Source organism: Streptomyces sp. NPDC051940, assembly GCF_040680895.1.
GTDB lineage: Bacteria > Actinomycetota > Actinomycetes > Streptomycetales > Streptomycetaceae > Streptomyces.
The window spans coordinates 69,876-95,299 of record NZ_JBFAXR010000015.1 but is presented as its reverse complement, the minus strand read 5'-3'; the positions used below and the strand labels follow the sequence as shown (position 1 = coordinate 95,299).

General features: G+C 73.1%; 25 protein-coding genes. 13 read left to right on the top strand and 12 right to left on the bottom strand.

The genetic code is table 11. The features are described from left to right. On the bottom strand, positions 1-120 hold a 120-nt coding region (gene cutA, locus AB0M28_RS09530), incomplete at its 3' end, for a divalent cation tolerance protein CutA (protein ID WP_365400408.1). Continuing rightward, a complete protein-coding gene (locus tag AB0M28_RS09525) occupies positions 117-893 on the bottom strand; it encodes a TSUP family transporter (protein WP_365400397.1) in 777 nt (258 codons plus the stop codon). The genes AB0M28_RS09525 and cutA, both read right to left, overlap by 4 nt. Positions 894-1,133: 240 nt before the next feature. On the opposite strand from AB0M28_RS09525, the gene AB0M28_RS09520 reads away from it, so the two are divergent. Genes AB0M28_RS09520 through AB0M28_RS09500 form a run of 5 tightly spaced genes read left to right on the top strand, consistent with a single transcriptional unit; the run spans position 1,134 to position 5,064 of the window. Beyond that, positions 1,134-2,354: an ATP-binding protein gene (locus AB0M28_RS09520; RefSeq protein ID WP_365400394.1), complete on the top strand. Its 1,221-nt coding sequence runs from the start codon at positions 1,134-1,136 to the stop codon at positions 2,352-2,354. Further along, positions 2,354-2,800: a roadblock/LC7 domain-containing protein gene (locus tag AB0M28_RS09515; protein ID WP_365400391.1), complete on the top strand. Its 447-nt coding sequence runs from the start codon at positions 2,354-2,356 to the stop codon at positions 2,798-2,800. The genes AB0M28_RS09520 and AB0M28_RS09515 overlap by 1 nt, the downstream gene beginning before the upstream one ends. Continuing rightward, positions 2,797-3,210, top strand: coding sequence for a DUF742 domain-containing protein (locus tag AB0M28_RS09510; RefSeq protein ID WP_365400388.1), 414 nt, complete (start codon positions 2,797-2,799; stop codon positions 3,208-3,210). Before AB0M28_RS09515 ends, AB0M28_RS09510 begins: the two co-directional genes overlap by 4 nt. Then, a complete protein-coding gene (locus AB0M28_RS09505) occupies positions 3,188-3,787 on the top strand; it encodes an ATP/GTP-binding protein (protein WP_365400385.1) in 600 nt (199 codons plus the stop codon). Before AB0M28_RS09510 ends, AB0M28_RS09505 begins: the two co-directional genes overlap by 23 nt. Continuing rightward, positions 3,784-5,064 carry a cytochrome P450 gene (locus AB0M28_RS09500; RefSeq protein WP_365400382.1) on the top strand — a complete coding sequence of 427 codons (1,281 nt, stop codon included), beginning with the start codon at positions 3,784-3,786 and terminating at the stop codon, positions 5,062-5,064. The genes AB0M28_RS09505 and AB0M28_RS09500 overlap by 4 nt, the downstream gene beginning before the upstream one ends. Here AB0M28_RS09500 and AB0M28_RS09495 read toward each other — a convergent pair. Together AB0M28_RS09495 and AB0M28_RS09490 are read right to left on the bottom strand one after the other, a co-directional pair. Then, a complete protein-coding gene (locus AB0M28_RS09495; RefSeq protein WP_365400379.1) occupies positions 5,018-5,506 on the bottom strand; it encodes an HIT domain-containing protein in 489 nt (162 codons plus the stop codon). The two genes, AB0M28_RS09500 and AB0M28_RS09495, sit on opposite strands and share 47 nt — an antisense overlap. Positions 5,507-5,579: 73 nt before the next feature. Then, positions 5,580-6,296: an ElyC/SanA/YdcF family protein gene (locus tag AB0M28_RS09490; RefSeq protein WP_365400376.1), complete on the bottom strand. Its 717-nt coding sequence runs from the start codon at positions 6,294-6,296 to the stop codon at positions 5,580-5,582. Positions 6,297-6,512: 216 nt separating this feature from the next. Here AB0M28_RS09490 and AB0M28_RS09485 point away from each other — a divergent pair, with 216 nt between their 5' ends. Further along, complete coding sequence (locus AB0M28_RS09485) at positions 6,513-6,866, top strand: hypothetical protein (RefSeq protein ID WP_365400373.1); 354 nt, start codon at positions 6,513-6,515, stop codon at positions 6,864-6,866. Here AB0M28_RS09485 and AB0M28_RS09480 read toward each other — a convergent pair. Beyond that, on the bottom strand, positions 6,859-7,674 hold the full coding sequence (locus AB0M28_RS09480; RefSeq protein WP_365400370.1) for a helix-turn-helix domain-containing protein: 816 nt from the start codon (positions 7,672-7,674) through the stop codon (positions 6,859-6,861). The two genes, AB0M28_RS09485 and AB0M28_RS09480, sit on opposite strands and share 8 nt — an antisense overlap. Positions 7,675-7,798: 124 nt before the next feature. On the opposite strand from AB0M28_RS09480, the gene AB0M28_RS09475 reads away from it, so the two are divergent. Next, positions 7,799-8,203: a nuclear transport factor 2 family protein gene (locus tag AB0M28_RS09475; RefSeq protein WP_365400367.1), complete on the top strand. Its 405-nt coding sequence runs from the start codon at positions 7,799-7,801 to the stop codon at positions 8,201-8,203. Positions 8,204-8,233: 30 nt separating this feature from the next. On the opposite strand, the gene AB0M28_RS09470 is transcribed toward AB0M28_RS09475, so the two are convergent. Further along, entirely contained in the window at positions 8,234-8,968 is a 735-nt protein-coding gene (locus AB0M28_RS09470) for a methyltransferase domain-containing protein (RefSeq protein ID WP_365400364.1), read from the bottom strand. Between the two features lie 328 nt (positions 8,969-9,296). Between AB0M28_RS09470 and AB0M28_RS09465 the strand changes: the two genes are divergently transcribed. The 4 genes from AB0M28_RS09465 (at position 9,297) to AB0M28_RS09450 (ending at position 14,635) form a co-directional block, all read left to right on the top strand. Next, positions 9,297-10,559, top strand: a complete 1,263-nt coding sequence (locus tag AB0M28_RS09465; RefSeq protein ID WP_365400361.1) for an FAD-dependent oxidoreductase — start codon at positions 9,297-9,299, stop codon at positions 10,557-10,559. 1 nt (position 10,560) lies between these two features. Continuing rightward, positions 10,561-13,122 carry a nitrite reductase large subunit NirB gene (gene nirB, locus AB0M28_RS09460; protein ID WP_365400358.1) on the top strand — a complete coding sequence of 854 codons (2,562 nt, stop codon included), beginning with the start codon at positions 10,561-10,563 and terminating at the stop codon, positions 13,120-13,122. Then, complete coding sequence (nirD, locus tag AB0M28_RS09455; RefSeq protein ID WP_365400355.1) at positions 13,119-13,481, top strand: nitrite reductase small subunit NirD; 363 nt, start codon at positions 13,119-13,121, stop codon at positions 13,479-13,481. Before nirB ends, nirD begins: the two co-directional genes overlap by 4 nt. A gap of 143 nt (positions 13,482-13,624) precedes the next feature. Then, a complete protein-coding gene (locus tag AB0M28_RS09450) occupies positions 13,625-14,635 on the top strand; it encodes a helix-turn-helix domain-containing protein (RefSeq protein WP_365400352.1) in 1,011 nt (336 codons plus the stop codon). Between the two features lie 23 nt (positions 14,636-14,658). Here AB0M28_RS09450 and AB0M28_RS09445 read toward each other — a convergent pair whose 3' ends face one another. Both AB0M28_RS09445 and AB0M28_RS09440 read right to left on the bottom strand, forming a co-directional pair. After that, on the bottom strand, positions 14,659-15,474 hold the full coding sequence (locus tag AB0M28_RS09445; protein ID WP_365400349.1) for a M23 family metallopeptidase: 816 nt from the start codon (positions 15,472-15,474) through the stop codon (positions 14,659-14,661). Between the two features lie 34 nt (positions 15,475-15,508). Next, the gene (locus AB0M28_RS09440; RefSeq protein WP_365400346.1) at positions 15,509-17,032 is read right to left on the bottom strand and encodes a DUF1906 domain-containing protein; all 1,524 of its coding nucleotides are present in this window, start codon (positions 17,030-17,032) and stop codon (positions 15,509-15,511) included. Positions 17,033-17,317: 285 nt separating this feature from the next. Between AB0M28_RS09440 and AB0M28_RS09435 the strand changes: the two genes are divergently transcribed. Continuing rightward, positions 17,318-18,241 carry an oxidoreductase gene (locus tag AB0M28_RS09435; protein ID WP_365400343.1) on the top strand — a complete coding sequence of 308 codons (924 nt, stop codon included), beginning with the start codon at positions 17,318-17,320 and terminating at the stop codon, positions 18,239-18,241. A gap of 37 nt (positions 18,242-18,278) precedes the next feature. On the opposite strand, the gene AB0M28_RS09430 is transcribed toward AB0M28_RS09435, so the two are convergent. Then, the gene (locus tag AB0M28_RS09430; protein WP_365400341.1) at positions 18,279-19,133 is read right to left on the bottom strand and encodes an SAM-dependent methyltransferase; all 855 of its coding nucleotides are present in this window, start codon (positions 19,131-19,133) and stop codon (positions 18,279-18,281) included. A gap of 78 nt (positions 19,134-19,211) precedes the next feature. Further along, the gene (locus AB0M28_RS09425; protein WP_365400338.1) at positions 19,212-20,354 is read right to left on the bottom strand and encodes a hypothetical protein; all 1,143 of its coding nucleotides are present in this window, start codon (positions 20,352-20,354) and stop codon (positions 19,212-19,214) included. A 156-nt stretch (positions 20,355-20,510) separates the two neighbouring features. Here AB0M28_RS09425 and AB0M28_RS09420 point away from each other — a divergent pair, with 156 nt between their 5' ends. Further along, on the top strand, positions 20,511-21,890 hold the full coding sequence (locus AB0M28_RS09420; RefSeq protein WP_365400335.1) for an FAD-binding oxidoreductase: 1,380 nt from the start codon (positions 20,511-20,513) through the stop codon (positions 21,888-21,890). Positions 21,891-21,910: 20 nt separating this feature from the next. On the opposite strand, the gene AB0M28_RS09415 is transcribed toward AB0M28_RS09420, so the two are convergent. After that, a complete protein-coding gene (locus AB0M28_RS09415) occupies positions 21,911-22,117 on the bottom strand; it encodes a hypothetical protein (RefSeq protein ID WP_365400332.1) in 207 nt (68 codons plus the stop codon). Between the two features lie 173 nt (positions 22,118-22,290). Further along, the gene (ppdK, locus tag AB0M28_RS09410) at positions 22,291-24,996 is read right to left on the bottom strand and encodes a pyruvate, phosphate dikinase (RefSeq protein WP_365400405.1); all 2,706 of its coding nucleotides are present in this window, start codon (positions 24,994-24,996) and stop codon (positions 22,291-22,293) included. Positions 24,997-25,424 lie beyond the last annotated feature (428 nt).

The following is a 25,424-nucleotide window of genomic DNA, read 5'->3' as shown; positions in this document are numbered from 1 at the left end:
CGTCACCGGCCCTCCGACCTGCGCGCACGCGGCGAGCCGTCGCTCCACCGCGCCGCGGGCGAGGTGCTGGGCCTCGCGTTCGTCGGAGGTCGTCGTCAGTACGGTGAGGAACCGGCTCATGCCCACTGATCGTAGGCCAGCTTCGTGACCAGGCCCACGACCACGACCACGAGCACCCCGCGGACGAAGCCGCTGCCCTTCTTCAGGGCCATGTGCGCGCCGAGCAGGCCGCCGGCGAGGTTGAACACCGCCAGGACGGCCGCCAGTTTCCACAGGACCGTGCCCTGGACGGAGAACATCACCAGGGCGCCCAGATTGGTGCAGGTGTTGATGATCTTGGTGGTGGCGGAGGCAGTGACCAGGTCGAGCTGGAGGATCGCGGTCAGCGCGATGACGAGGAACGTGCCCGTGCCCGGGCCGATCAGCCCGTCGTAGAAGCCGATGCCGAGGCCCGCGACCCCGATCGCCGCCGCGACCCGCCTCACGCCCGCCGGTCCGCCCGCCGGCGCGGTGCCGAAGGCCGGGCGGAGCATCACGAACGCCAGCACGCCGAGCAGCACGACCATGATCAGGGGGCGGAGTACGGCGCTGTCGATGCCGGCCGCCAGCAGCGCCCCGCAGGAGGAGCCGGCCAGCGCCGCGATCCCGATGCGGACCGCGAGCCGCACGTCGACCGGGGCCTTGCGGGTGTACGTGACGGCGGCGGCGGACGTCCCGACGATGGCCACCGCCTTGTTGGTGCCGAGGAGATACGCGGGCTGGAGGTTCGGATACCCCACGAGCAGCGCCGGCAGGAGGAGCAGACCGCCGCCGCCGACCACGGCGTCGATCCAGCCGGCGGCGCCCGCCGCGAGACAGAGCATGAGCAGGGTGGCCAGGGATATGTCGTGCATGATGGGATGAGCTTAGGTGTTCTAAACAACGCATCCTGTTCGCGTCCGGTCCGTGGGACCGGGCCCGACGGGGGCGCGCAGTCCGCCCCGCACCGCGCGAAGTTCTCCGCACCCGCGTGAAATTTCACGTCGTACCCCCTTGACCCGTCGAGGATTGTCCAACTCTGGCGCGGAAGTGAGCGTTTGATCAGTAGGATCTGCCCAACCGCTCAGTCCGCGAGGTTTGCGAGGCGCCCTGATATGGAAACAGCCATAGTCATCGCCGTAGCCGCCGTCGCCATCGCCACGGGCGCGCTGCTGTGGGTGCGCCGGCTGCGGGAGCAGCTGCGGACCGTCCGCGCCGAGTCGGCCCGCCGCCGGGCCCGGGCGCAGGAGGAGGCCACCCGGGCGGACGAGGCGGAGCGCCGGGCCGCCGAGGCCCGGGAGGCGACCGCGTGGGAGCGGGAGCAGCGGGACGCGGTGCTGGCCGCGTTCGAGACGGTCGCCGGGAACGTGCACGCGATGGCCACCGTGCAGCTGCAGCTGCTGGACGGGATCGAGCAGCGGCTCACCGACCCGGAGCTGATGGGCGAGGTGATGCGCGCCGACCACGCCGCCGCCCAGATGATCCGCAAGGCGCAGACGCTGCTGGTGATGTGCGGGATCTGGCCGGCCCGGCGGGAGCCGCAGCCGGTGTCGCTCTTCGACTGCGTACGCGGGGCGCAGTCGCGGATCCTGGAGTACGGCCGGATCGAGGTGCACGGCGGCCAGCATCTGCACGTGGCGGCGCCCGCCGCCGAGGGCATGATGCACGCGGTCGCGGAGCTGCTGGAGAACGCGGCGGACTTCTCCCCCTCCAGCTCGCAGGTCGTCGTCTCGATCCGGGAGGTCGCCGCGGGCGCGGCGATCCAGATCGACGACGCGGGCCTCGGCATGCCGTCCGACGTGCTGGAGCAGGCCCTGGGCCGGCTGCGCGGCGGGCAGGAGCTGGTGGATCTGGGCGCCATGCCGAAGCTGGGGCTGGCGTGCGTGGGACGGTGGTCGCGGGAGCTGGGCTTCAGCGTGGAGCTGTCGGCCGGTTCCGCGTACGGCGGGACACGCGCGGCCGTGTTCGTACCGAACGGGCTGCTCACCGAGCCCTCCACGGCCGAGGAGGGCCCGGTGGAGGAGCCGGCGGAGGTCATCTCGGCCCCGGCCCGGGCCGACGGCGAGACGGCGCTGCCGCGGCGGCGCAGCCGGCGCAGGCCGGGTGAGGAGACGGGCGAGCACCGCAGGCCCGTGGTACCGGAGCCGGCCAGGACCGCGCCGGTGAGCGACTGGTCACCGCAGGCCGCGCGGGCCTCGGTGGCGGGTGTGCTGGCGGGGACGGAGCGCGGCCGGGCGAGGGTCAGACAGGCCCGGGAGCAGACGATGTCCCCGGACCCGGACCGGGTCCCGCCGCAGGAGCACCCCCGTGAGCACGGACAGGAAGGATCCCGGTGATGCCCGCAGGCATATCGCGCCTCCCCGACGTGGGGTGGATGCTGCACCCCCTGACCGGAATCCCCGGTGTACGCCATGCCGTCGTCCTCACCGACGACGGTCTGCGGCTCGGCCACACCTCCGCGGCCCGGCTGCACGGCGTCGTGCCGGAGCTGGAGCGCTCCGAGGCCGAGTCGCTCTCCGCGGCGTGCGCCGCGCTGACGATCACGTCCCGTTCGGCGGTCGGACTGTTCCTGGGCCCGCACGCCGGGGTGCGGCAGCTGATGGTGGAGTCCGACCACGGCTTCGTGCTGTTCACGTCCACGGGCCTGGGCGCCCAGCTGGCCGTGGCCACCGACCACACGGCGGACGTGGCGGCGGTCGCCGAGCAGATGCAGATCGTGGTGGCGCACATCGCCGCGGAGCTCGGCGCCCATCTGCGGCCGCCGGAGGTCCCACCCGTATGACCAGGAGCCAGGGACCCCGCGCCGTACGGCCGTACGTCATCACGGGCGGCCGCTCCGGCACCCCCGACGCGGAGCCGCTGCCGCTGGAGACGCTCGTCGTCGCCTCCGGGCTGCCGCTCGCGCCGTCCGCGCAGCCCGAGTACCGGCGGATCGTCGAGCTGTGCCAGGGGCTGCTGTCCGTGGCCGAGGTCGGCGCCCATCTGGGACAGCCGCCGACGGTGGTACGGGTGCTGCTCACGGATCTCATCCAGTGGGGCCATATCCAGTTCCGGCCCCCGGTGGGCTACGGCTACGTACCGGCCCGTCCACTCCACACTCCCTCCACCCAAGGTCCCGCCGCGCCGGCACCGCGCATCGGCGAACAGGACCTGCTGAGAAAGGTGCTGCATGGCCTCGAAGACCGCATCTGACGGAGGGGTGTACGTCTCCCCGGGTGTGACCGGAGCCGCCAAGATCCTGGTGGTCGGGCCGATGGGCGTGGGCAAGACCACGCTCATCGGCACTGTCTCCGAGATCAAACCGCTGTCCACCGAGGCCGTGATGACCCGCGCGGGGACGCTCGCGGACACCCCGCTCTCCCCCGGCAAGACCACCACGACGGTGGCGCTGGACTTCGGCCGGATCACGCTGGACGGCGATCTCGTCCTGTACCTCTTCGGCACCCCGGGCCAGCAGCGGTTCCTGCCCGCGTGGCGGGAGCTGGCCCGCGGCTCGCTCGGCGCGCTCGCCCTGGTCGACACCCGTGACCTGGAGGCGTCGTTCGACTCGATAGGCCATCTGGAAGACCTGGACATGCCGTTCACGGTGGCCGTCAACCACTTCCCGGGCAGCCCCCACCACCGCGAGGGCGAGCTCCGCGAAGCCCTCGACCTGCTCCCCGGCACGCCGCTGGTCAACTGCGACGCACGGGAGCACCGCTCCTCGGTGATGGCGCTGATCTCCCTGATCACGCATCTCATCGACACCGCCTCGGAACGGACCCGGTGACCACCCCCCACCCCCAGCAGTCCCGCACCTCCCGCCCCGCCGTCGCCCGCCCCACCGGAACACCCCTGTACGGCCCCGGGGTCGACGGCTCGACGCTGCCCGCGCTGTACGAGCGGCTGCGCGCCGAGCACGGCCCGATCGCCCCGGTGCTGATCGCGCCCGGCATCCCCGCCTGGCTGGTACTCGGCTTCGCCGAGATGCTCCAGGTGACGCGCGGCGAGGAGGACTTCAGCCACGATCCGCGCAACTGGCGGCTGCTGCGCGAGGACCGGGTGCCGGCCGACTCGCCGATCATGCCGATGGTGGGCTACCGTCCGGCGCTGCTGTACGCCGACGGACGCCGCCACCGCCGGATGCGCGCGGCGGTCACGACCGCCCTGGTCCAGGTCAACGGGCACGCCCTGCGCCGTACCGTCCGGGACACCGCCGAGCGGCTGATCGGCGCCTTCGCGGATCTGGGGCGCGCGGACCTGGTGCCGCACTACGCCCGCAAGCTGCCGTTGCAGGTGGTGATACAGCTGCTCGGCCTGGACGAGCGCTCCGGTCAGCAGCTGGTGCAGGCGGCCGTGGGCACGGCGGCGGCGAACGCCGACTCCGCGAACGCCAGCGGCCGGCTCACCGACATCCTCACCGGGCTGATCGAGGCCCGGCGCGCCGATCCCCGCGACGACTTCATCTCCACGCTGGTCAGACATCCGGCGGGACTGACGGACGACGAGATCGTGCACAACCTGGTGGTGGTCTTCGTCGCCGCCAACCAGCCGACGGTCGACTGGATCGCGACCACGCTGCGGATCCTGCTCACCGATCCGGCGCTGGGCACGTCCGTGGCCGGCGGCCGGCTGACCGTGGACGACGCGCTGGACCAGGCGCTGTGGCGGCATCCGCCGGTGCAGAACTACCCGGCCCGGTACGCCGTCAGGGACCTGGAGTTCGGCGGTCAGCTCATCCGCGGCGGGGACATGCTGCTGCTGGGCCTGGCGGCGGCGAACGCCGATCCGTCGGTGCGCCCGCCGGACGGCTGCCCGGTCACCGGCAACCGCTCGCATCTGGCGTTCGGCGCCGGTCCGCACGCCTGTCCGGCGCAGGACCTGGCCCGGCTGATCACGCGTACGGCCGTCGACACGCTGCTGCACCGGCTGCCGGATCTGGAGCTGGCCGTACCGGAGTCGGAGCTGAGCTGGATCACCTCGCCGTGGGCGCCGAGCCTGGCGGCGCTGCCGGTGCGGCTCAGCCCGCTGGCTCCGCCACGGCCAGGACGTCGAGCTCGGCGGTGATGGCGGTGCGCAGTGCGTCGTGCTGCGGGCCGAGGAAGTGCTGCGGGTTCTGCCAGTTGGCCGGGGGGTACCACCAGACCGGGCCGATGCGGATGTCGGCGCGCTCCCACTCGTAGCGGGGCCAGATGTGCGCGTGCAGGAACGGGTCCGTGTTGCCCAGGATCTCTATGTTGATCCGGATGAACGCCGGATCGACGGCCTTGCACGCCTTCTCCACGGCCTCGCCGAGCCGGTCCATGCTGTCCAGGAAGGCGGTCCGCTCGTCGCGCGGCAGATCGCTGAGCCGGTTGACGCCCGGCCTGTCCGCCAGGAGCAGCGAATACCCCGGCAGGAACTGGACGTCGCCCAGTACGGCGAACCCCGACTGAAGCCTGCGCAGCACGGTGGGGTTCTCGCCGCGGAGCGCGCTGCCGATCCTGTCCTTGCGCCAGTCTGTGCCCATGCGAAGGCAGCCTACCGGTGCGGACGGGGGCCACCGGAAGGGTGGCTGCGTGACCCATGTGACTGCTGAGGTGTTACGGGGACGGGTCCAGGGCCTCCGCCACCCCCGTCTCCCGCGGCCCGAGGAAGTGCGGATCGGGCCGGAACACCGCGTCCAGCAGCGCCTTCCCCGCCCCGGGAATCTCCCGCAGCCCGCCGTAGTACCAGGTGGCCTGGTGCGGCTCGTCGACCCCGACGCCGTACGCGTCGATCCCGGCGGCCCGGCACAGCGCCAGCGCGCGCGGTACGTGGAAGCGCTGGCTGACCACCAGCGCCCGGCGCACGCCGAAGATCCGGGCGGCGCGGGTGCAGGAGTCCCAGGTGTCGAAGCCGGCGTAGTCGCGTACGACGCGCCGCTCCGGCACGCCCCGGCCGACGAGATAGTCCCGCATGGAGGTCGGTTCGTCGTAGTCCGTGGTGCTGTTGTCGCCGCTGACCAGGATCGCCCGCACTTTGCCCGCTTCGTACAGCTGCACCGCCGCGTCCAGCCGGTGCGCGAGGTACGGCGACGGCTCGCCGTTCCACAGCCCGGCCCCGAAGACGAGCGCGACCGGCGCGACCGGGGCGTCGGCCGTGCTGCGCAGCCGCGCCCCAGTGGAGGCGTACACCCAGGCCGAGGGCAGCAGGGCGAGCACGCAGCACAGCACCGCGGCCCGCAGCAGCCGGCGCCGGCCGGCCACGGTCGCGGGCGGGCCGAGGTGCGCCAGCCGGCGGCGTAGCCGCAGCAGGGGGAGCTTCAGGGATCGCCTCATCAGCTGTTACGGACGCGTACGGATGATCCGCGGTTGCGTACGGGCCGGGAGGCACCCCGGAGCATGCGGCCCGGGAGGCCCCGGAGCATGCGGCCCGGGAGGCCCCGGAGCATGCGGCCGGGGACGGCCCCCGCCGCGAGGCCGAAGGTCAAGACGGAGCAAAGCCCTGCCGCCGGAGGGTGACCGGGCCCGCCGCCTCCGCTTAGCCTCCCCGCCATGGCCGCCGCACTCCTCCGCCTGCTGCAGCGCCCGCCGCGCGTGACCGCGTCCGGCGCGGTGCTGACGGTGCGCGGTCGGCTGCGCGTGCACAGCGTCCGTACGGACCTGCTGGTCAGCGTGCGCGCCGGGGCGGGAAGGCTGGTCCTGAAGGACCTGCTCGGCGGCCGGGTCCGCCTCGATCCGCGGGTGCTCGCACGGACCCCGCTGCTGTGGCACCACATCGACGCGGGCGCCCGCCGCTCACGCACGGAGGGCTTCCTGCGCAACGGCACCCGCGAACTGCAGCTCCTCGCCGACCACATAGACGGCGACGGGGCGCGCGGCGTCTTCGAGGTGTCGGGTCTCACGTGAGTTCGGCGCCGCCGTGGGCGGCGACCGCCGCCCGCATCAGCGCCGCCGTGTCCGCGTCCGCCGGGAACCACGTCTCGATGGCGATCTCGTCGAGCGTCACGTCCCGCGGCGAGCCGAACACCGTGGTGGTGTACAGCAGCGCGAGTTCGCCGTGTTCGGTCGCCAGCCTCAACGGGACCACCAGATCGCCGGCCGGTCCGTCGGCGGTGAGCCCGCCCGCGGCCCCGTCCGGCACCGGATAGCCCTCCAGCTCCGCGAGCAGCTCCGCGAGACCGGCGGCGGACGTGCGCTCCAGCTGGCGGCGGAGCCGGCGCAGCATGTGCGCGCGCCACTGCGCGAGGTTCAGGACGCGCCCGGCCAGGCCGTCGGGGTGCAGGGTCGCCCGCAGCACGTTGAGGGGCGGGCGCACCGGCTCCCCGGTCACGCCGCCGAGGAACACGCCCATGGCGCGGTTGGCGGCCAGCAGCTCCCAGCGCACGTTGACGGCGAGCGCCGGATTGGGCTCGTGACCGCTGAGGACGGCCTCCACCGCGGCCCGCGCCGCGCCCAGGTCGGCGAAGGGCCGCTCGGCGTGCACGGGTGCGAAACCGGCGGCGAGATAGAGGGTGTTGCGCTCCCGCAGCGGCACGTCCAGTTCGTCGCACAGCCGCCGGATCACGTCCCGACCCGGGTTCGCGCGCCCGGTCTCGACGCAGCTCAGGTGCCGCGTGGAGATGTCGGCGGCGATCGACACGTCGAGTTGCGAGCGGCGCCGACGCTCACGCCAGCGCCGCAGCAGCGCCCCGACCGGTTCGGTGGTGGTCGTCATGGCCCCAGCCTGCCGTCTCCCGGCGCACGGCGGCAATGACCTTCGAGGTCATCGACAGGCGGCAGGGGCGGCCCGCAGTGTCGGTGTCCGTAAGCACGGTTCACCGATCGAAGGGACACCAGCCATGACCGAGTCGACGACACAGGCCGAGAGCGTGCTCGACCAGTACCTGGGCTTCTGGAACGCCGGGGCCGAGGAGGAGCAGCGCCGGCTCGCGGCCGCCGTCTTCACCCAGGGTGTCGAGTACCGGGCGCAGATCGGGGTCCTCAGCGGGGCCCCGGCGCTGATGGACTTCCGCAAGCAGTTCGCCGCCCGGATGGGCACGGTCGCCCTGCGCCCGCGCCGCAAGCCCGACGTCCACCACGACCGCGCCCGGCTCCAGTGGGAGATCCTCACCGGAGACGGCGCCGGCACGTCCTTCGCCACCGGAACGGATGTGCTCCAGTTCGACGAGGACGGCCGGATCAGCGCCGTCACGGTGTTCCTCGACCGGGCCCCCGAGGGCTTCGACGCCGCGGCGCACGACTAGGGCCTGTCTATCCGATCTCGCCGGCCTGGTTCAGGGGCGGCGGAACAGCGCGGCCCACAGGAACGCCTCACCGAAGCGGTCCGACTCCGGGCCCTGCGGGCGCATCCGCCGCAGTTCGCGTTCCTCCAGGCCGGCGAAGATCCCCCGCAGCGCGTCCGCCGAGTACGCGAGCCCGCCGTGCAGGTGCCCGTCGCCGTAGAACGCCACGTCCGGCAGTTCAGAGCCCATGCCGCCGCTGCGGAAGCAGGTCAGTCCGAAGTGGCCGCCAGGCGCCAGGACACGGTCCAGCAGGGCGAGGTAGGTGATGCGACGGTGGGGCGGCAGATGGTGGAAGCAGCCCGAGTCGAAGACCAGGTCGTACGGGCCCTCGACACCGTCCAGGGCGAAGGCGTCGCCGTGCAGGAAGCGGACGCGGTCCGCGACCCCCGCCTCCTCGGCCCGCTCCCGGCCCCAGCGGATCGCCTCGGCCGACAGGTCGACGGCGTCCACCGTGAAGTCCCGGCCGGCGAGGTAGACCGCGTTGCGCCCCGGCCCGCAGCCGAGTTCCAGCACCCGGCCGCCCGGCGTGAGCGTTCCGCTCGCGACGTACTCCGCGAGGTTCTCGTCGGGTTTCGCCGCGAAGAACGGCACGGGCCTGGCGCGGTCCCCGTAGAACCCGTCCCACCAGTCGGCGCCGCCGTCCTCGCTCCACCGGTCGGCGCCCTGCGCGAACAGCCCGTCGAGCAGCTCCAGTACGTCCTCGACGGTACGAATGTTCCGGTCCATCCGGCCCCCTTCCGCTGCCGTCGATTTTATCGGGGAGGGAGGGAAAACCCCAGGTCAGCGTATATGCGGTAGGCGCCTGAGCGGGCGCGGGAAGGGCTCGTACGACCCGGGCGGCCCCGGGTGTCCGGGGCCGGGCGCCGACGTCCCCCAGGCCGTGCGAGGGCCCGCGCAGGGGGTGTTGTACGGGGGCCCGGAGCCGGTTTCCGAACGGCTTCCGCGGTCCGCCGCGGGACCCTCACCGCCCCGGTCCGGCCCCGCTGAGGGCAGCGTTGCGTACGGGAAACTCCCGCGATGCGGTCAGGTAACGGCCGCACCGCACCCTCATGGCATGGGACAGGGCACACACACCGCGGCGGGCGACCGGCAGCACGTCGTCGTGGTCGGGGGCGGGCTGGCCGGCAACCGGCTGGCCGGGCGGCTCGGGGACACCCACGCGGTGACCCTGATCGCCGAGGAGCCGCACCCCGCGTACAACCGCGTCCTGCTCGCCGAGGTGCTCGCCGGGCACTATCCGGCCGACGTGATCCGGCTGCCCGCGCCCCCCGCGGGCGTCGGGCGGCGCCAGGCGCGGGCGGTGCGGATCGACCGGGCCGCGCGCCGGGTGCAGTGCGACGACGGGGCCGAGGTCGGGTACGACCGGCTGGTGCTGTCCACCGGATCGAATCCGGTGCTGCCGCCGCTGCGCGGCCTGTTCGAACCGGACGGGCGCGAACTGCCCGCCGGTGTACACCCGTTCCGTACCCTCGACGACTGTCTGGCGCTGGCGTCGGCCGCCGATTCCGACACCCGCGTCGTCGTCATCGGGGGCGGACTCCTCGGCTCGTCCGCGGCCCGCGCCCTCGCCCGGCGCGGCGCCCAGGTCGTGCTTGCGCACCAGGGCGAGCACCTCATGGAGCGCCAGCTCGACCCGGCGGCGGCGCGGCTGCTGCGGTCCCATCTGGAGGACCTCGGCGTCGAGGTGCACACCGAGTGCCGGGTGCGCGGCCTGCGCTGCATCGACGCGCGCGGGGGACGGACGGTCAACGCGGTGGAGCTGGCGGACGGGTATCTGCTCACCGCCGATCTGGTCGTGCTGGCCTGCGGGGTGCGCCCGCGCACCGGCCTCGCGCGGGCCGCCGGGCTCACCACGGCGCGCGGCATCGTCGTGGACGACGAGCTGCGCACCTCCGACCCGTACATCCACGCCCTCGGCGACTGCGCCGAGCACGACGGCACGGCGTACGGGCTGGCCGGCCCGGCGCTGGACCAGGCCGACGTGCTGGCGGACGTCCTCACCGGCAAGGGCGCCCCCGCCTACCGGGGTTCGCGCGTGCTGACCCGGCTCACCCTCGTCCCCGACTCCCGCACCCCGCTGGACCTCGCCGCGTTCGGCGACCCCGTGCCGGCGCCCGGCGACGACGTCGTCCAGCTGGCCGACGCCACCCGCCGCGCCTACCGCAAGGTCGTCGTGCGCGACGGGCGGCTCGTCGGCGGCATCCTGCTCGGCGACCTCGCGGCCGTGGGCGCCCTGGCCCGCGCCTGGGAGGCCGACGAGCCGCTGCCCGACGACGTACCGCTGCTCCACCTGCTCACCCACCCTGGAGGCTCCTGAGATGCAGACGATCGTGCTGATCGGCCACGGAATGGTCGGCCAGCGGTTCCTCGAGGCGCTCGCGGACCGCGGCGTCACCGGGACCGCCCGGGTCGTCGTGCTCTGCGAGGAACCGCGTCCCGCGTACGACCGGGTGCACCTCACCTCGTACTTCGACGGCACCTCGGCCGAGGAGCTGTCGCTGGTCGAGGACGGCTTCATGGAGCGGCACGGCATCGAGCTGTACGTCGGCGATCCGGCGGTCTCCGTCGACCGCGACGGACGGACGGTGACCGCCCGCAGCGGGCAGGTCTTCCGCTACGACACGCTCGTCCTGGCCACCGGCTCGTACCCCTTCGTACCGCCCTGCCCTGGCAAGGACGCGACGGGCGCCTTCGTCTACCGCACCATCGAGGACCTGCTGGCCATCGAGGAGTACGCGAAGACCGCGACGACCGGCGTCGTCGTGGGCGGCGGCCTGCTCGGCCTGGAGGCGGCCGGCGCGCTCAAGGGCCTCGGACTGGCGACGCACATCGTGGAGTTCGCACCCCGGCTGATGGCCGTGCAGGTCGACGAGGGCGGCGGGAGCGCCCTGCGGCGCACCATCGTGGAGCTGGGCCTGCACGTCCACACCGGGCTCGGCGGCAAGGAGATCCGCACCGACGCCTCCGGCGCCGTGTCCGGCATGCTGCTGACGGACGGCTCGGAACTGGCCACCGACCTGGTGGTCTTCGCGGCGGGCGTCCGCCCCCGCGACGAACTGGCCCGCGCCGCGGGCCTGGCGGTCGGCGAGCGCGGCGGCATCACGGTGGACACCGCGTGCCGTACCGGCGACCCCGCCGTCTTCGCCATCGGCGAGTGCGCCCAGGCAGCCGACGGCAGGGTGTACGGCCTGGTCGCGCCCGGCTACGAGATGGCGGAGACGGCGGCCGACGCGATCGCCGAGGGGAACCGCGAGTTCACCGGGGCGGACCTGTCCACCAAGCTCAAGCTGCTCGGCGTGGACGTGGCGTCCTTCGGCGACGCGCACGGCGTGGCGGAGGGCTGCCTGGACGTCGTGTACTCCGACTCGCGCGCCGGGATCTACAAGAAGCTGGTCGTCGCCCCGTCCGGCGAACTGCTCGGCGGCGTCCTGGTCGGCGACGCCGACTCGTACGGCATGCTGCGCCCGCTGACGGGCTCGGTGCCGCCCGTACCGCCCGAGCAGCTGGTGCTCCCGGCGGGGCTGGGCGCGCCCGCCGCCCTCGGCCCGGAGGCGCTGCCCGCCGAGGCGATCGTGTGCAGCTGCCACAACGTCACCAAGGGCCGCATCCTCGACGCGGTCGCCGAGCATGCCTGCACCACCGTGCCGGAGCTGAAGAAGTGCACCAAGGCCGGTACGGGCTGCGGCAGCTGTGTGAAGCTGCTCGGCCAGCTGCTGCCGGCGTCCGGCGACCAGGGGCTGTGCGGCTGCTTCCCGGTGACCCGGGAGGAGCTGTACGAGATCATCCGCGTCCGGCGGACCACGTCGTACACCCGACTGCTGGACGAGCACGGCCGGCCCGGGGCGCGCGGCGGCGACGGCTGCGAGGTCTGCAAGCCCGCCGTGGCGTCGATCATCGCGTCGCTGGCGCCGTCGATCGGGGCTGAGGGGTACGTCCTGGCCGGGGAGCAGGCGGCGCTGCAGGACACCAACGACCACTTCCTGGCCAACATGCAGCGGAACGGCTCGTACTCGATCGTCCCCCGGATCCCCGGCGGGGAGATCACCCCGGAGAAGCTGATCGTGATCGGGGAGGTCGCCCGCGACTTCGGCCTCTACACGAAGATCACCGGCGGCCAGCGGATCGACCTCTTCGGCGCCCGCGTCGACCAGCTCCCGCAGATCTGGGGCCGGCTGGTGGACGCCGGCTTCGAGTCGGGCCACGCGTACGGCAAGGCGCTGCGGACCGTGAAGTCGTGCGTGGGGCAGACGTGGTGCCGGTTCGGGGTGCAGGACTCCGTCCGGATGGCCATCGGCCTGGAGCTGCGCTACCGGGGCCTGCGGGCGCCGCACAAGCTGAAGTCCGCGGTGTCCGGCTGCGCGCGGGAGTGCGCGGAGGCGCAGTCGAAGGACTTCGGGGTGATCGCGACGGCGAACGGCTGGAACCTGTACGTCGGCGGCAACGGCGGGATGACGCCGCGCCACGCGGACCTGCTCGCCCAGGACCTCTCCGACGCCGAACTGGTCCGCCTGATCGACCGGTTCCTGATGTTCTACATCCGCACCGCGGACAAGCTGGAGCGCACCTCGGTGTGGCTGGAGCGGATCCCGGGCGGACTGGACCACGTCCGGGACGTCGTGGTCCACGACTCGCTCGGCCTGTGCGACGAGCTGGAGGCGCTGATGCGGACGCACGTCGCGGGCTACCGCGACGAGTGGGCCGAGACCCTCGCCGACCCGGACCGGCTGCGCCGCTTCGTCTCGTTCGTCAACGCGCCCGGCGTCCCGGACCCCACCGTCGGGTTCGTCCCGGAGCGCGACCAGATCAAACCCGACCTGGACCTGCTGCGGATCGCCCCGCTGCCGCCCCAGGCCTCCCTGGAAGGAACCGCCGCCCGATGACCCTGGCCCCCGAGCAGACCACGTTCCGCGTCCAGCTCCGCCTCCCCGCGGGCTGGTTCGGGGTCTGCGACCTGCCGCTGCTGACCCCGGGCCGCGGCGTCGCGGCCCTGCTCCCCGACGGCACCCAGGTCGCCGTCTTCCTCGACCGCGCGGGCTCGGTGTACGCCGTCTCCAACCGCGACCCGTTCACCGGCGCGTACGTCCTGTCCCGCGGCCTGCTGGGCTCGGCGGAGGGCCGCCCGTTCGTGGCGTCGCCGCTGCTGAAGCAGCGCTTCGACCTGGAGACGGGGGCGTGCCTGGACGACGCGGACGTCCGGATCCCGGTGTACGCGGCACGGGTGCGCGACTCGGCGGCGTAGGCGGGTTCGTGCGGCCGGACCGGGCGCCCGCCGGTCCTCCGCGGTCCGCCCCGCGGTCTTGACATGAGCCTTCCAAGGCGCTCGCCTGGGACAGCGCGGCCGTGCCGCCGCGGTCCCGGAAGAGGCGGAGGTACGAAGAGGCCATGCTGCGGGTGTACTTCACGGCCGAGGATCTGACGCGGGTGCGGGTGGCGCCCGGGGCCGACGTGCTGTGGGAGATCAGCAACAGCTTCCAGACGCTGCAGCGCAGCGACGGGACCCGGGAGTTCGGGGAGTGGCGGCGGTGGGTGCGGCCGCGGCTGTCCGACAGCTGTCTGCTGCTGTCCCCGCTGCTGCCGCCCCGGGGCTACTCGCCGGACTTCCTCACTCCCACCCGCGGCGACTGCGGCACGCTGCAGGCGGCCGTGGACACCCTGCTGCGCACGCCGGCCGCCCGGCTGCGGACGGATCTCGCGCGGGCGGCCGCCGTACGGCGGCTGCCCCGCTGGACCGGGCCGCTCGCCCGCGGCGACAACGAGGCCCTGCTCCGGCTCGGCCGGGCCGTGCGCACCTACCACCGCGAGGCGCTCGAACCCTTCTGGCACCGCATCAGCGCCCAGATCGACGCCGACCGCATGGTCCGGCTCAACACCCTGCTCGAGGGCGGAACCGAAGCCCTGCTGTCGGGGCTCGGGGCACACATCCGCTGGCGCCCGCCGGTCCTGGAGGCGCCGTACCCGGTCGACCACACCATCCATCTCGGCGGCCGCGGCGTCACCCTGCAGCCCTCGTTCTTCTGCTGGCCGACACCCTTCACCCTGGCGGACCCGGAGCTGCCGCCCGTACTCGGCTATCCCATCCGCCGCGACAGCGACTGGCTGCGCCCCGCGACCGCCGGCCGGTCCGGCGGGGCCCTCGGCAGGCTTCTCGGCCACACCCGCGCAGCGGTGCTACGCGCGTCACTCACCGGCTGCTCCACGGTGGAGCTGGCCCGGCTGCTGGGCGTCACCCACCCCGCGGTCAGCCAGCACATCGGCGTACTGCGCGACGCGGGACTGGTCAGCACGGTCCGGCTGGAGGGCCGCTCCCTGCACGTGGCGACCGCCGCGGGGCGGGCGCTGCTGCGCGGCGCGGAGCCCCCGGTGCCGGACCTGGACGTGCCCGGCCGGATCTGATCCGGCCGGGCACGTACCGGGGGTCAGCAGTCGGGGATGACGGTGCCGTTGTTGTCGCGGGCCTCGTCGTTGCCCCAGCGGGACAGGTAGTACGCCGAGACGTACTGCCCCGCCGGGCCCACGTCGAGGTCGGTCCGCAGCCACCAGTGGTTGTAGTTGCCGGCGCCGTCGCGGATCTCCCGGCCCCACGCCTTGCAGAACACGTAGTTCGTGCCCGCGTACAGCGTGCCGGTCTGCGTGGTGGACGTCGGCGAGGCGTAGCCCGGGGCGTTGGCGAAGGTGTCGACCCAGTACTTGGCGGGCCCGCCGCAGCCGTTGTCGCTGGTGAGGTACTTCTGGTAGTACGAGCCGGGGTACGGGGCCAGCGAGCCGCCGTTGATCTGGATGGTCTGGCCGACGCCGTTGTAGAGCTGCTCGTAGTGGATGTGCGCGCCGGAGCTGTTCCCGGTCGAGCCGGTGTAGCCGATCGTCTGGCCCTGGGAGACGTACTGCCCGTGGCTGATGGCGTACGAGGACAGGTGGAAGTAGTACGTCTTCCAGCCGCCGCCGTGGTCGATCACCACGTAGTTGCCGGCGCCGCCCGCCTCGTAGTAGCGGTACGCCGTGCCGGAGGCGGAGGCCAGCACGGGGGTGCCGGCGGTCGCGCCGCCGTCGGAGCGGATGAAGTCCAGCGCGAGGCGGACCTCGGCGGAGTGGTGGCTGTAGGTCCAGGTCTGGCCGCAGGGGTACGGGGCCTTGAAGTTCGGCGCCGCCTGGGCGGTGGGTGCGGCGACCAGTCCGGCGAGCAGCGCGGCGAGGGTCGCCGTCACCGCCAGCAGCGCGTTGCGCAGATGACGCATCAGACCTCCTGGGGTGGGTGGGGGAAGGGGCCGGTCAGCAGTCGGGGATGACGGTGCCGTTGTTGTCGCGGGCCTCGTCGTTGCCCCAGCGGGACAGGTAGTACGCGGAGACGTACTGGCCGGCCGGGCCCACGTCCGGGTCGGTCCGCAGCCACCAGTGGTTGTAGTTGCCGGCGCCGTCGCGGATCTCCCGGCCCCACGCCTTGCAGAACACGTAGTTCGTGGCCGCGTAGAGGGTGCCGGTCGGGGTGGTGCTGGTGGGCGAGGCGAAGACCGGGGCGTCGGCGAAGGTGTCCACCCAGTACTTGGCGGGCGGCTGCGGGGAGCCGGTGCCCGTGTCGAGGTAGTCGCGGTCGATGTTGATCGACACACCGCCGTACGTCTCGGTGACCTCGCCGACGTACTGGTGGATGCGCTGGTGGTTCGCCCACATCCCGGCCGGGACGTAGGAACCGGTGTTGGTGTCCGCCGCGCCGTTCCACCAGGCGAAGTTGATGTGGTCGACCCGGGTGTAGGCGGGGTTGTCGTACTCCGCGGCGGCGTCCCGGATACCGGAGGAGGCGCTGGAGTAGACCCCCGAGAGATAGCCGGCGGTGTGCAGGGCGTCGGTCCAGCCGGAGAGGTACGACAGCACGGCGGCCTTGCACGACGCGGTGGAGGAGTAGCCCTCGATGTCCGAGTAGATCGCGCTGCCCGCCCCGATGCCCAGCGACTGGGCCGCGGCCACCGAGCCGTTGGCGGCGTTCGCGCCCTGCGAGCGGGCCGTGGCGGGGTCGTACGACATACGGCTGGAGAAGCCCGTGCACGGCGCCTGCATGCCGACGTCGAGCGGGATCAGACGCCAGCCCTTCGCGGTCTGGGTGCTCACCCAGCCGGCGGTGAGGTTGGGCTGGGCGCAGGCCCGCCAGCCGCCGCTGATGTAGACGCCGACCGCACGGTACGGGGAGTTGGCGAGCCAGGCGTCCATCGCCCCCTGCGAGGGCGCGGTGCAGGCGTCGAAGCCCTTGCCGGTGAAGTTCCCGGGCTGCGGGCCGGCGGCCAGTGCGGTGGCCCGGGGTGCGGCCTGCGGGAGCTTGCCGGGCCTGGCCCCCTCCGCGATCCGGGCGGTGCCCAGCACCTGGCGTATGTGCGCTTCGGTGGCGTCCGTGTGGGCGGCGGTGACCAGCACGCCGGCCTCCTCGGCCGCCAGCCGGATCTCGCCGTCACGGGAGGCCACACCCGTGCCGGTGCGGGAACGGGCGGTGCCCGGGGCGACCCGGTCGGCCGCGAACGGCTCGATGTGCAGCCCCTCGGTCCGGCCGACGAGGCCCGCCGGGCAGTCGGGCCGGTCGCCGGCGCGGCCGAGATAGACGGCCGGCCGGTCGAAGCGGACGCAGGCGTCGGGGTGGCGTTCCAGATCGACCACCCGCCAGTCGGCGGGCACCCGCACCTGGTAGCCGTGGTACGAGACGGTCCGCGCGGTCTCCTGCGGCGGTGCCGCCGCGGTGAGGCCCGACACGGCGACGGCGGCGGAGGCGAGGGCCGCGGCGAGCCGGCCTCCGGGGTGCTTCCAGTTCACGAACGAGCTCCTCCGTGGTGTGGGGTGGTACGGGGAGAACGTGACGCGGGGCGGAACGGCGGGACTCCGGCGGGACTCCTGCGGGGCGGGACGACCGGACCCCGGCGGGGTGCGACGGCCGGACTCTAGTGCGCCGCCGGACCGCCGGACCAGGTCCGTAAGCTGGGCCTTACGGCAGGCCGCCGCCCGTATCCGTGGGTGCGTCTGTCTCGTAACCGGCGCCGACGGGCCTTACCCTGCCGCCAGCGGGTACCCGAACCGGGCGAGACGAGGAGCGAGGGCGCCATGGGCTGGAACGCGAGCGACATCCCCGACCAGAGCGGCCGCACGGCGGTCGTCACCGGCGCCAACAGCGGCATCGGCTACGCGACCGCGCGCGAGCTGGCCCGCCACGGGGCGCGGGTCGTGCTCGCCTGCCGCAGCGAGGCGCGCGGAACCGAGGCCCGCGACCTGCTGCTGGCCGAGGTGCCGGGCGCGCAGGCGGAGCTGCGGCTGCTGGACCTCGGGGACCTGAAGTCCGTACGGGCGTTCGCCGACGACCTGGACGCGGAGCGCGTCGACCTGCTGGTCAACAACGCGGGCGTGATGGCCCTGCCGTACGGGCAGACCGCCGACGGCTTCGAGACGCAGTTCGGCGTCAACCACCTCGGCCACTTCGCCCTGACCGGCCTGCTGCTCCCCCGGATCCTCGCCGCCCCGGACGCCCGGGTCGTCAGCGTCTCCAGCGGCATGCACGCCGTGGGCCAGGTCGACCTGAACGACCTCAACAGCGAGCACCGCTACCGCCGCTGGCTGGCCTACGGCCGCTCCAAGACCGCGAACCTCCTCTTCATCCACGAACTCGCCCGCCGCCTCGCCGCGGCCGGGTCCCCCGTCATCGCCGCCGCGGCCCACCCCGGCTACGCGGCGACCAACCTCCAGTCCGCGGGCGCCAAGATGGAGGGCCGGCGCGGGGCGGAGCGGATCTTCGACCTCGGCAACCGGCTCCTCGCCCAGTCCGCGGACGCAGGCGCGCTGCCCACGCTGTTCGCGGCCACCGCGCCCGGCGTCCATCCGGACGCGTTCATCGGCCCGCGCTGGCAGGGCTGGCGCGGCGCCCCGGCGCAGTCCTTCCGGATGCGCTGGACACTGGACGACGCGGCGTCGCGCCGCCTGTGGGAGGAGTCGGAGCGGCTGACGGGCGTGCGCTACACGGCGATCGACGGCTGACGACCGAGCGCCCCACCACGCACGCCGCGCCCCGCCGTCAGGGCTTCCGTCCCACCACGCCGTAGCCCGCCACCGGCTCCGGCAGGCCGAACGACGTCTCCTCGATCCGCCAGTGCGCCATCGACACCACACCCGGTTCGAGGATCTCCAGCCCCTCGAAGAGCGCGGTGACCTGCTCCCTGGTACGGAACGCCAGCCCCGTCGCGCCGCGCTCCCGTATGCCCTCCTGCGCCTTGGACTGGGCCTCTTGGGCCTGCGCGCCGAGGAGTTCGGGGTCCATCGTCGCGTGCGTCATCACCAGGAAGCTGCCGGACGGCAGCCCCTCCATCAGCGTCCGCAGGACCGAGCGGATCTCGTCGTGGTCGTGGACGAAGTGGGCTATGCCCAGCAGCATCACGGCGACGGGCCGGCCGAGGTCCAGCGTGGCGGAGGCCTTGCGCAGGATCTCCGCGGGATTGCGCAGGTCCTCCTCGATGTAGTCCGTGTGCCCCTCGGGGGTGCTGGTGAGCAGTGCGTGCGCGTGCGTGAGCACCAGCGGGTCGTTGTCGACGTAGACGATCCGCGACTCGGGCGCCGTGCGCTGGGCGACCTCGTGCGTGTTGTCCATGGTCGGCAGCCCCGTGCCGATGTCGAGGAGCTGGCGTATGCCCTCCTCGCCGACCAGATGGCGCACCGCGCGGCCGAGGAACGCCCGGTCGTGGCGGGCTATGTCGAGGATGCCGGGGAAGGCGGCGACGTACGCCTCGCCCGCCGCGCGGTCGACGGGGTAGTTGTCCTTGCCGCCGAGGAGCCAGTTCCACACCCGGGCGCTGTGCGGGACGGTGCTGTCGATACGGGCGACGGGCGCGGCCTCCTCCGCGGAGGGGTGGCCGGTGTCGTGGTGGTCCGCCACGGTGGGTGGCCTCCTGTCGTGGACAAGCGCTTGCGGGTACCTGCGGGCGTCAACATAGCGGCTGTCACGCCGACTTGGTCAGCCGCCCGCCGCGATCCGCCACCGCTCGAAGACGCCGTCCTGGTACGTCAGCCAGGTCCCGTCGCCGAGCGCGGTGGCGGAGTCGGATATCCGCCGCGGATAGCGCACCCGGGCCCTGAGCCGGAGCGTACGGGCGTCGAGCAGCCAGTGCCGCGGCCGGCCGTGCTCGCCGTGGTCCTCGTGCTCCTCGTGCTCCTCGTGCTCCTCCTCGTACTCGTCGTGGTTCTCGTCGTACTCGACGGTGGAGGCGATGACCGTCTCCGCGTCCACGAAGCCGGCGTAGTAGTCCCAGAACGGCTCGATGTCGCACCCGTCCGCCGGCAGGCTCTCCGCGGGCCCGGTGGCGAGCCGCTCGCCGAGCGCGTCGTGGAGGGCGATCTCGTCCTGGTCGTGGGTCAGGGTGAGGAAGCCGTCGTGGGCGGGGTGGGTGTCGAGGAGGATCAGGTCGCCGTCGTTCAGGTCCCGGACCGTGAGCTGCTCGCCGTCCCAGCGCGCCCAGTACAGCAGGCTGCCGTCCTGCCCCTCGCCGATGCTGAGGCCCATCCGTAGGCCGTCCGGGTGCGACAGGTGCGAGGAGCCCTGCGCCGCGCTCTGCACCGGCGTCCGGGCGAGGAGCGTGCCGTCGGCGGCGTCGAGGACGACCCACTCCTCGAACGCGCCGCCCTCGTGCAGCCCCGCCGGCGCGGGCACATGGGCCCAGACGAAGCGGCCGTCGTCGGACACCCGGCACGAGCCGGACTCGTGACCGCCGCACACACCGCCGGGGTCGCAGTCGTGCCCCACCTGCGCGTCCCAGCAGGGGTGGCGGAACTCCCAGCGCGTCGCGCCGTCCCCGTCCACCACGCGCACGGACCGCTGCCCGGACAGCGCCACGAACCGCCCCGCGGGGTCGGCCGAATGCTCGCCGAACCGCCAGCCCGGCCACGGGAAGGGGATCACCGTCCGCGGCGAGGCGTCACCGGCGAAGGCCGCGTCCAGGTCGTACACCGCCAGCCGCTCGCCGTCCCGCGCCAGCACCTGCCGCACGTCCCGCCGGACCTCCACGGTCACGGCGGCCTTGCCCCCGCCCACGGCGTCCACCCGGGCGGAACCGGCCGGTCGGGCGTCGGCCACGGCGGTCTGCTCCCCGTTGTCGTTCATGCCCCGCACGCTATCCGGCGCCACCGACAGCGCCGCCCGGCGCACCTCCGTCGAGATCATCGCCGTACAACGAAATCCGAAGCCCAGAACCCGTCCAGAGACCGATTCCAGATCACCTAGTGCATTTCCTCGACGATTACAGCAGAATTAGCCACCATGACGAACGGCTCCGTTTCCCACTGGTTCCGCGAGATCGGCCTGCCCTCCCCCGGCGCCCCGCTCCCCGGCGACGCCCAGGCCGACGTATGCCTGATCGGCGCCGGGTACACCGGCCTGTGGACGGCGTACTACCTGAAGAAGGCGCAGCAGGACCTGCGGATCGTCGTCCTGGAGAGCGAGTTCGCCGGCTTCGGGGCGAGCGGCCGCAACGGCGGCTGGATCGTCGGCGAGCTGGCCGGCTCCCGGCACGCGTACGCCCGTACGCACGGCAGGGACGCGACCGTACGGCTGCAGAAGGCGATGCACGCGTCGGTCGACGAGATCGTGCGCGAGGCGGCGGCCGCCGGCATCGAGGCGGACGTGGCCCACGACGGAGTCGTGAACGTCGCCCGCAACGCCGCCCAGCTGCTGCGCCTTCGGGCTGAGGTGGACGAGTCCCGGGAGTGGGGCTGGGGCCAGGACGACCTGCGGCTGACCGAGCCCGGCGAGCGGATGCGCGTCGATGGAGCGGTCGGCGCGAGCTTCTCGCCGCACTGCGCGCGCGTCCAGCCGGCGAAGCTGGCGCGGGGGCTCGCGGACGCGGTGCGCGCGCTGGGCGTGGAGCTGTACGAACAGACGCCGGTGACCGCCCTGCACCCCAGGACGGCCGACCGGGGCGCCCGCGCCGTCACCCCGCACGGCACGGTCACGGCGGACTACGTCCTGCGCTGCACGGAGGGCTTCACGGCGGCGTTCCCCGGCACGCACCGCGACTGGCTGCCGATGAACAGCTCGATGATCGTCACGGAGCCGCTCCCCGCGGAGGCGTGGAAGGAGATCGGCTGGCAGGGCGCCGAACTCCTCGGCGACATGGCGCACTACTACATGTACGCCCAGCGGACGGCGGACGGCCGGATCGCGTTCGGCGGCCGGGGCAAGCCGTACCGCTACGGCTCCCGCGTCGACGCCTCGGGCGCCACGCCGCAGTGGACGGTGTCCCTGCTGCACCGGATGCTCACCGACATGTTCCCGGCGGCGTCCGGCGCGGGTGTCGCCCACGCCTGGTCCGGGGTCCTGGGCGTCCCCCGCGACTGGTGCTCCACGGCCGTCGTCGACCACGCCACGGGCCTGGGCCACGCGGGCGGTTACACGGGCCACGGCGTGGCCACGGCCAACCTCGCCGGCCGCACCCTGCGCGATCTGGTGCTCCACCGGGACACGGACCTGGTCACGCTCCCCTGGGTGGGCCGCCGCGTCCGCCGCTGGGAACCCGAACCGCTGCGCTGGCTGGGCGTCCAGCTGATGTACGGCCTCTACCGCCGCGCGGACACCCGCGAGGCGGCGCTGGGCCGCACGTCCCGCCTGGCGCGGGTCGCGGACACGGTGTCAGGCCGGTAGACGGCGGCCCCCAGAGCTGCCTACCCCTCCGCCGCGAGCCGCATCGACAGCCGCGTCGCGAGCGTCTGCGCCGCGTCGCCCATCGCCTCGCCGGAGCGGGAGGCCGCCCACTCCAGCAGCATCACCGTGGCCTGGGCCTCGCGTACGGACAGCAGCGGCGGGCGCTCCGGGCCGAACTCGAGGTCCAGGAGGGACCACACGTCCGGGCGGCTGATCTCGCTAGTCATGCCGGGACAAACGCACCCGGCGGCCCGAAGGTCACGTCGGACGTCAACTTACGTCCGCATACCACCCGTTCACGGCACGGAACAGGGGCGGCGCCCCCGCACAGGGCGCCGCCCCTTCCGGATGCCGGCCGCCGGCCCGGGGGTGAGGGTGGGTCCGGGCGGCGGCCGGAGGGTCAGCGGTGGTCCGAGCCGCCGCCGTTGCCGGACGCCGCCGCGCGGGCCGCCTCCAGGCGTGCCACCGGGATGCGGAACGGGGAGCAGGAGACGTAGTCCAGGCCCACCTCGTGGAAGAAGTGCACCGACTCCGGGTCGCCGCCGTGCTCACCGCACACGCCGAGCTTCAGGTCCGGGCGCGTGGCCCGGCCCGCCTCCGAGGCGGCGCGCACCAGCGAGCCGACGCCGTCCCGGTCGATCGTCTCGAAGGGGCTGACGCCGAAGATCCCCTTCTCGAGGTACGCCGTGAAGAAGGAAGCCTCCACGTCGTCCCGGGAGAAGCCCCACACCGTCTGCGTGAGGTCGTTCGTACCGAAGGAGAAGAAGTCCGCCGACTCGGCGATCTGACCGGCCGTCAGGGCAGCGCGCGGCAGCTCGATCATCGTGCCGAGCGTCAGCCTGAGGTCCACCCCGCGGCGCGCCTCGACCTCGGCGATGACGTGCTCCGCCTCGTCCCGTACGAGCTCCAGCTCCTGCACCGTGCCCACCAGCGGGATCATGATCTCCGCGCGCGGGTCGCCCTTCGCGTCGAACCGGTCCGCCGCCGCCTCCGCGATGGCCTTGACCTGCATGGCGAACAGGCCGGGGATGACCAGGCCCAGACGCACGCCGCGCAGGCCCAGCATCGGGTTCTGCTCGTGCAGCCGGTGCACGGCCTGCAGCAGGCGCAGGTCGTTCTCGTTGTGGTCCTTGCGGGACTCGGCGAGGGCGACGCGCACCGACAGCTCGGTGATGTCCGGCAGGAACTCGTGCAGCGGCGGGTCCAGCAGCCGCACCGTCACCGGCAGCCCGTCCATCGCCTCGAAGAGCTGGACGAAGTCGCCCTTCTGCAGCGGCGTCAGCTCGGCGAGGGCCGCCTCGCGCTCCTCGTCCGACTCGGCGAGGATCAGCCGCTCGACGTACTGCCGCCGCTCGCCCAGGAACATGTGCTCGGTACGGCACAGCCCGATGCCCTGCGCGCCGAAGCGGCGGGCCCGCGAGGCGTCCTCGGCGTTGTCGGCGTTGGCCCGCACCCGCAGCCGGCGGATGCGGTCCGCGTACGCCATCATCCGGTGCACGGCGACGACCAGTTCGTCGGAGTCCTCCGCGCCCGCGTGCATGCGGCCCTCGAAGTACTCGACGACCGGCGACGGTACGACGGGGACCTCGCCGCGGTAGACCTTGCCGGTGGAGCCGTCGATGGAGATGAGGTCGCCCTCGTCGATGACGACGCCGCCGGGGGCGGTCAGCTGCCGGCGCTTGGTGTCGACCTCCAGCTCCTCCGCGCCGCAGACACAGGTCTTGCCCATGCCGCGGGCGACGACGGCCGCGTGCGAGGTCTTACCGCCGCGCGAGGTCAGGATGCCCTCGGCGGCGATCATGCCGTCGAGGTCGTCGGGGTTGGTCTCGCGGCGGATCAGGATGACCTTCTCGCCGGAGCGCGACCACTTGACGGCCGTGTACGAGTCGAAGACCGCCTTGCCGACCGCGGCGCCCGGGGAGGCGGCGATGCCGCGCGCGAGCTGCTCGTACTTGCCGCCGCCGTTGGCGTCGAAGCGGGGGAACATCAGCTGCGCCAGCTGGTGGCCGGTGACGCGCTGCAGCGCCTCGGCCTCGTCGATCAGGCCCTGGTCGACGAGCTGCGTGGCGATCCGGAAGGCGGCGGCCGCGGTGCGCTTGCCGACGCGGGTCTGCAGCATCCACAGCTTGCCGCGCTCGATGGTGAACTCGATGTCGCACAGGTCCTTGTAGTGCGTCTCGAGGGTCTGCATGATCCGCATCAGCTCGTCGTACGACTTCTTGTCCAGCTCCTCGAGCTGGGCGAGCGGCACGGTGTTGCGGATACCGGCGACGACGTCCTCGCCCTGCGCGTTCTGCAGGTAGTCGCCGTACACGCCGGCGTGGCCGGAGGCGGGGTCGCGGGTGAAGGCGACGCCCGTGCCGGAGTCGGGGCCGAGGTTGCCGAAGACCATCGAGCAGACGTTGACCGCCGTGCCGAGGTCGTGCGGGATGCGCTCCTGGCGGCGGTAGAGCTTGGCGCGGTCGCCGTTCCACGAGTCGAAGACCGCGTGGATCGCGAGGTCCATCTGCTCGCGCGGGTCCTGCGGGAAGTCGCGGCCGGTCTCCCGGGAGACGACGCTCTTGAAGAGCTTGACCAGCTTCTTCAGGTCCTTGGCCTCGAGCTCGATGTCCGAGGTGACGCCCTTGGCCCGCTTGGCCTCCTCCAGCGCGTCCTCGAACAGCTCGCCGTCGACGCCGAGGACGGTCTTGCCGAACATCTGGATGAGACGGCGGTACGAGTCCCAGGCGAACCGCTCGTCGCCGGCCTGGTCGGCGAGGCCCTGCACGGAGGCGTCGGAGAGGCCGATGTTGAGGACGGTGTCCATCATGCCGGGCATCGAGAACTTGGCGCCGGAACGGACGGAGACGAGGAGGGGGTCGTCCTTCTGGCCGAGCTTCTTGCCCATCTGGCGCTCCAGCGCGTCGAGGTGCGCACTCACCTCGTCCCGCAGGGCCGGCGGCTCGTCACCGGTGGCCAGGTACTCCTTGCACGCCTCGGTGGTGATGGTGAAGCCGGGCGGTACGGGGAGGCCGAGGTTCGTCATCTCGGCGAGGTTGGCACCCTTGCCGCCCAGGAGGTCCTTGAGGTCCTTGTTGCCCTCGTGGAAGTCGTAGACGAACTTCAGCTGTTCTTCCCGCTGCGGTTCCGGCACGGTAATCGTCTCCTCGTTCCCTCGTGGGACTGCTCTCTGCCCTGACGGCGAGGAACATACCCAGATCGAAGGTCTCTGGGTACATCCACTTAGCGATCATTGGCTCATCTGAGCACGCCGCCTGGGATATACGGGGCAGGCTCGGTACCAGGGTGAGGCTTCGAGCCTTGCACCGATCTTCACCCGGCACGGGGGCATTCCTCGCGCAACGCGCCGCGTCCGCTACGCGGGGTGGCGCTGCGTTCAGGTCTTGAACACACTTGGGTGGCACTGAGTGCCACGCCTCCGAGAAGTAACTACTCCCGGGTAATGCTCATCTGAGCAACTACCACATCAGACGTGGCGAGAATCACGCACCGCCCGACCGATACGTCCCACGATGCGGTCGCGCACTAGGGGTG

Coding starts and splice junctions, on each gene's coding strand:
- AB0M28_RS09525 (WP_365400397.1), bottom strand. CDS start 893: ATGCACGACATATCCCTGGCCACCCTGCTCATGCTCTGTCTCGCGGCG.
- AB0M28_RS09520 (WP_365400394.1), top strand. CDS start 1,134: ATGGAAACAGCCATAGTCATCGCCGTAGCCGCCGTCGCCATCGCCACG.
- AB0M28_RS09515 (WP_365400391.1), top strand. CDS start 2,354: ATGCCCGCAGGCATATCGCGCCTCCCCGACGTGGGGTGGATGCTGCAC.
- AB0M28_RS09510 (WP_365400388.1), top strand. CDS start 2,797: ATGACCAGGAGCCAGGGACCCCGCGCCGTACGGCCGTACGTCATCACG.
- AB0M28_RS09505 (WP_365400385.1), top strand. CDS start 3,188: ATGGCCTCGAAGACCGCATCTGACGGAGGGGTGTACGTCTCCCCGGGT.
- AB0M28_RS09495 (WP_365400379.1), bottom strand. CDS start 5,506: ATGGGCACAGACTGGCGCAAGGACAGGATCGGCAGCGCGCTCCGCGGC.
- AB0M28_RS09490 (WP_365400376.1), bottom strand. CDS start 6,296: ATGAGGCGATCCCTGAAGCTCCCCCTGCTGCGGCTACGCCGCCGGCTG.
- AB0M28_RS09485 (WP_365400373.1), top strand. CDS start 6,513: ATGGCCGCCGCACTCCTCCGCCTGCTGCAGCGCCCGCCGCGCGTGACC.
- AB0M28_RS09480 (WP_365400370.1), bottom strand. CDS start 7,674: ATGACGACCACCACCGAACCGGTCGGGGCGCTGCTGCGGCGCTGGCGT.
- AB0M28_RS09475 (WP_365400367.1), top strand. CDS start 7,799: ATGACCGAGTCGACGACACAGGCCGAGAGCGTGCTCGACCAGTACCTG.
- AB0M28_RS09470 (WP_365400364.1), bottom strand. CDS start 8,968: ATGGACCGGAACATTCGTACCGTCGAGGACGTACTGGAGCTGCTCGAC.
- AB0M28_RS09465 (WP_365400361.1), top strand. CDS start 9,297: ATGGGACAGGGCACACACACCGCGGCGGGCGACCGGCAGCACGTCGTC.
- nirB (WP_365400358.1), top strand. CDS start 10,561: ATGCAGACGATCGTGCTGATCGGCCACGGAATGGTCGGCCAGCGGTTC.
- nirD (WP_365400355.1), top strand. CDS start 13,119: ATGACCCTGGCCCCCGAGCAGACCACGTTCCGCGTCCAGCTCCGCCTC.
- AB0M28_RS09450 (WP_365400352.1), top strand. CDS start 13,625: ATGCTGCGGGTGTACTTCACGGCCGAGGATCTGACGCGGGTGCGGGTG.
- AB0M28_RS09445 (WP_365400349.1), bottom strand. CDS start 15,474: ATGCGTCATCTGCGCAACGCGCTGCTGGCGGTGACGGCGACCCTCGCC.
- AB0M28_RS09435 (WP_365400343.1), top strand. CDS start 17,318: ATGGGCTGGAACGCGAGCGACATCCCCGACCAGAGCGGCCGCACGGCG.
- AB0M28_RS09425 (WP_365400338.1), bottom strand. CDS start 20,354: ATGAACGACAACGGGGAGCAGACCGCCGTGGCCGACGCCCGACCGGCC.
- AB0M28_RS09420 (WP_365400335.1), top strand. CDS start 20,511: ATGACGAACGGCTCCGTTTCCCACTGGTTCCGCGAGATCGGCCTGCCC.
- AB0M28_RS09415 (WP_365400332.1), bottom strand. CDS start 22,117: ATGACTAGCGAGATCAGCCGCCCGGACGTGTGGTCCCTCCTGGACCTC.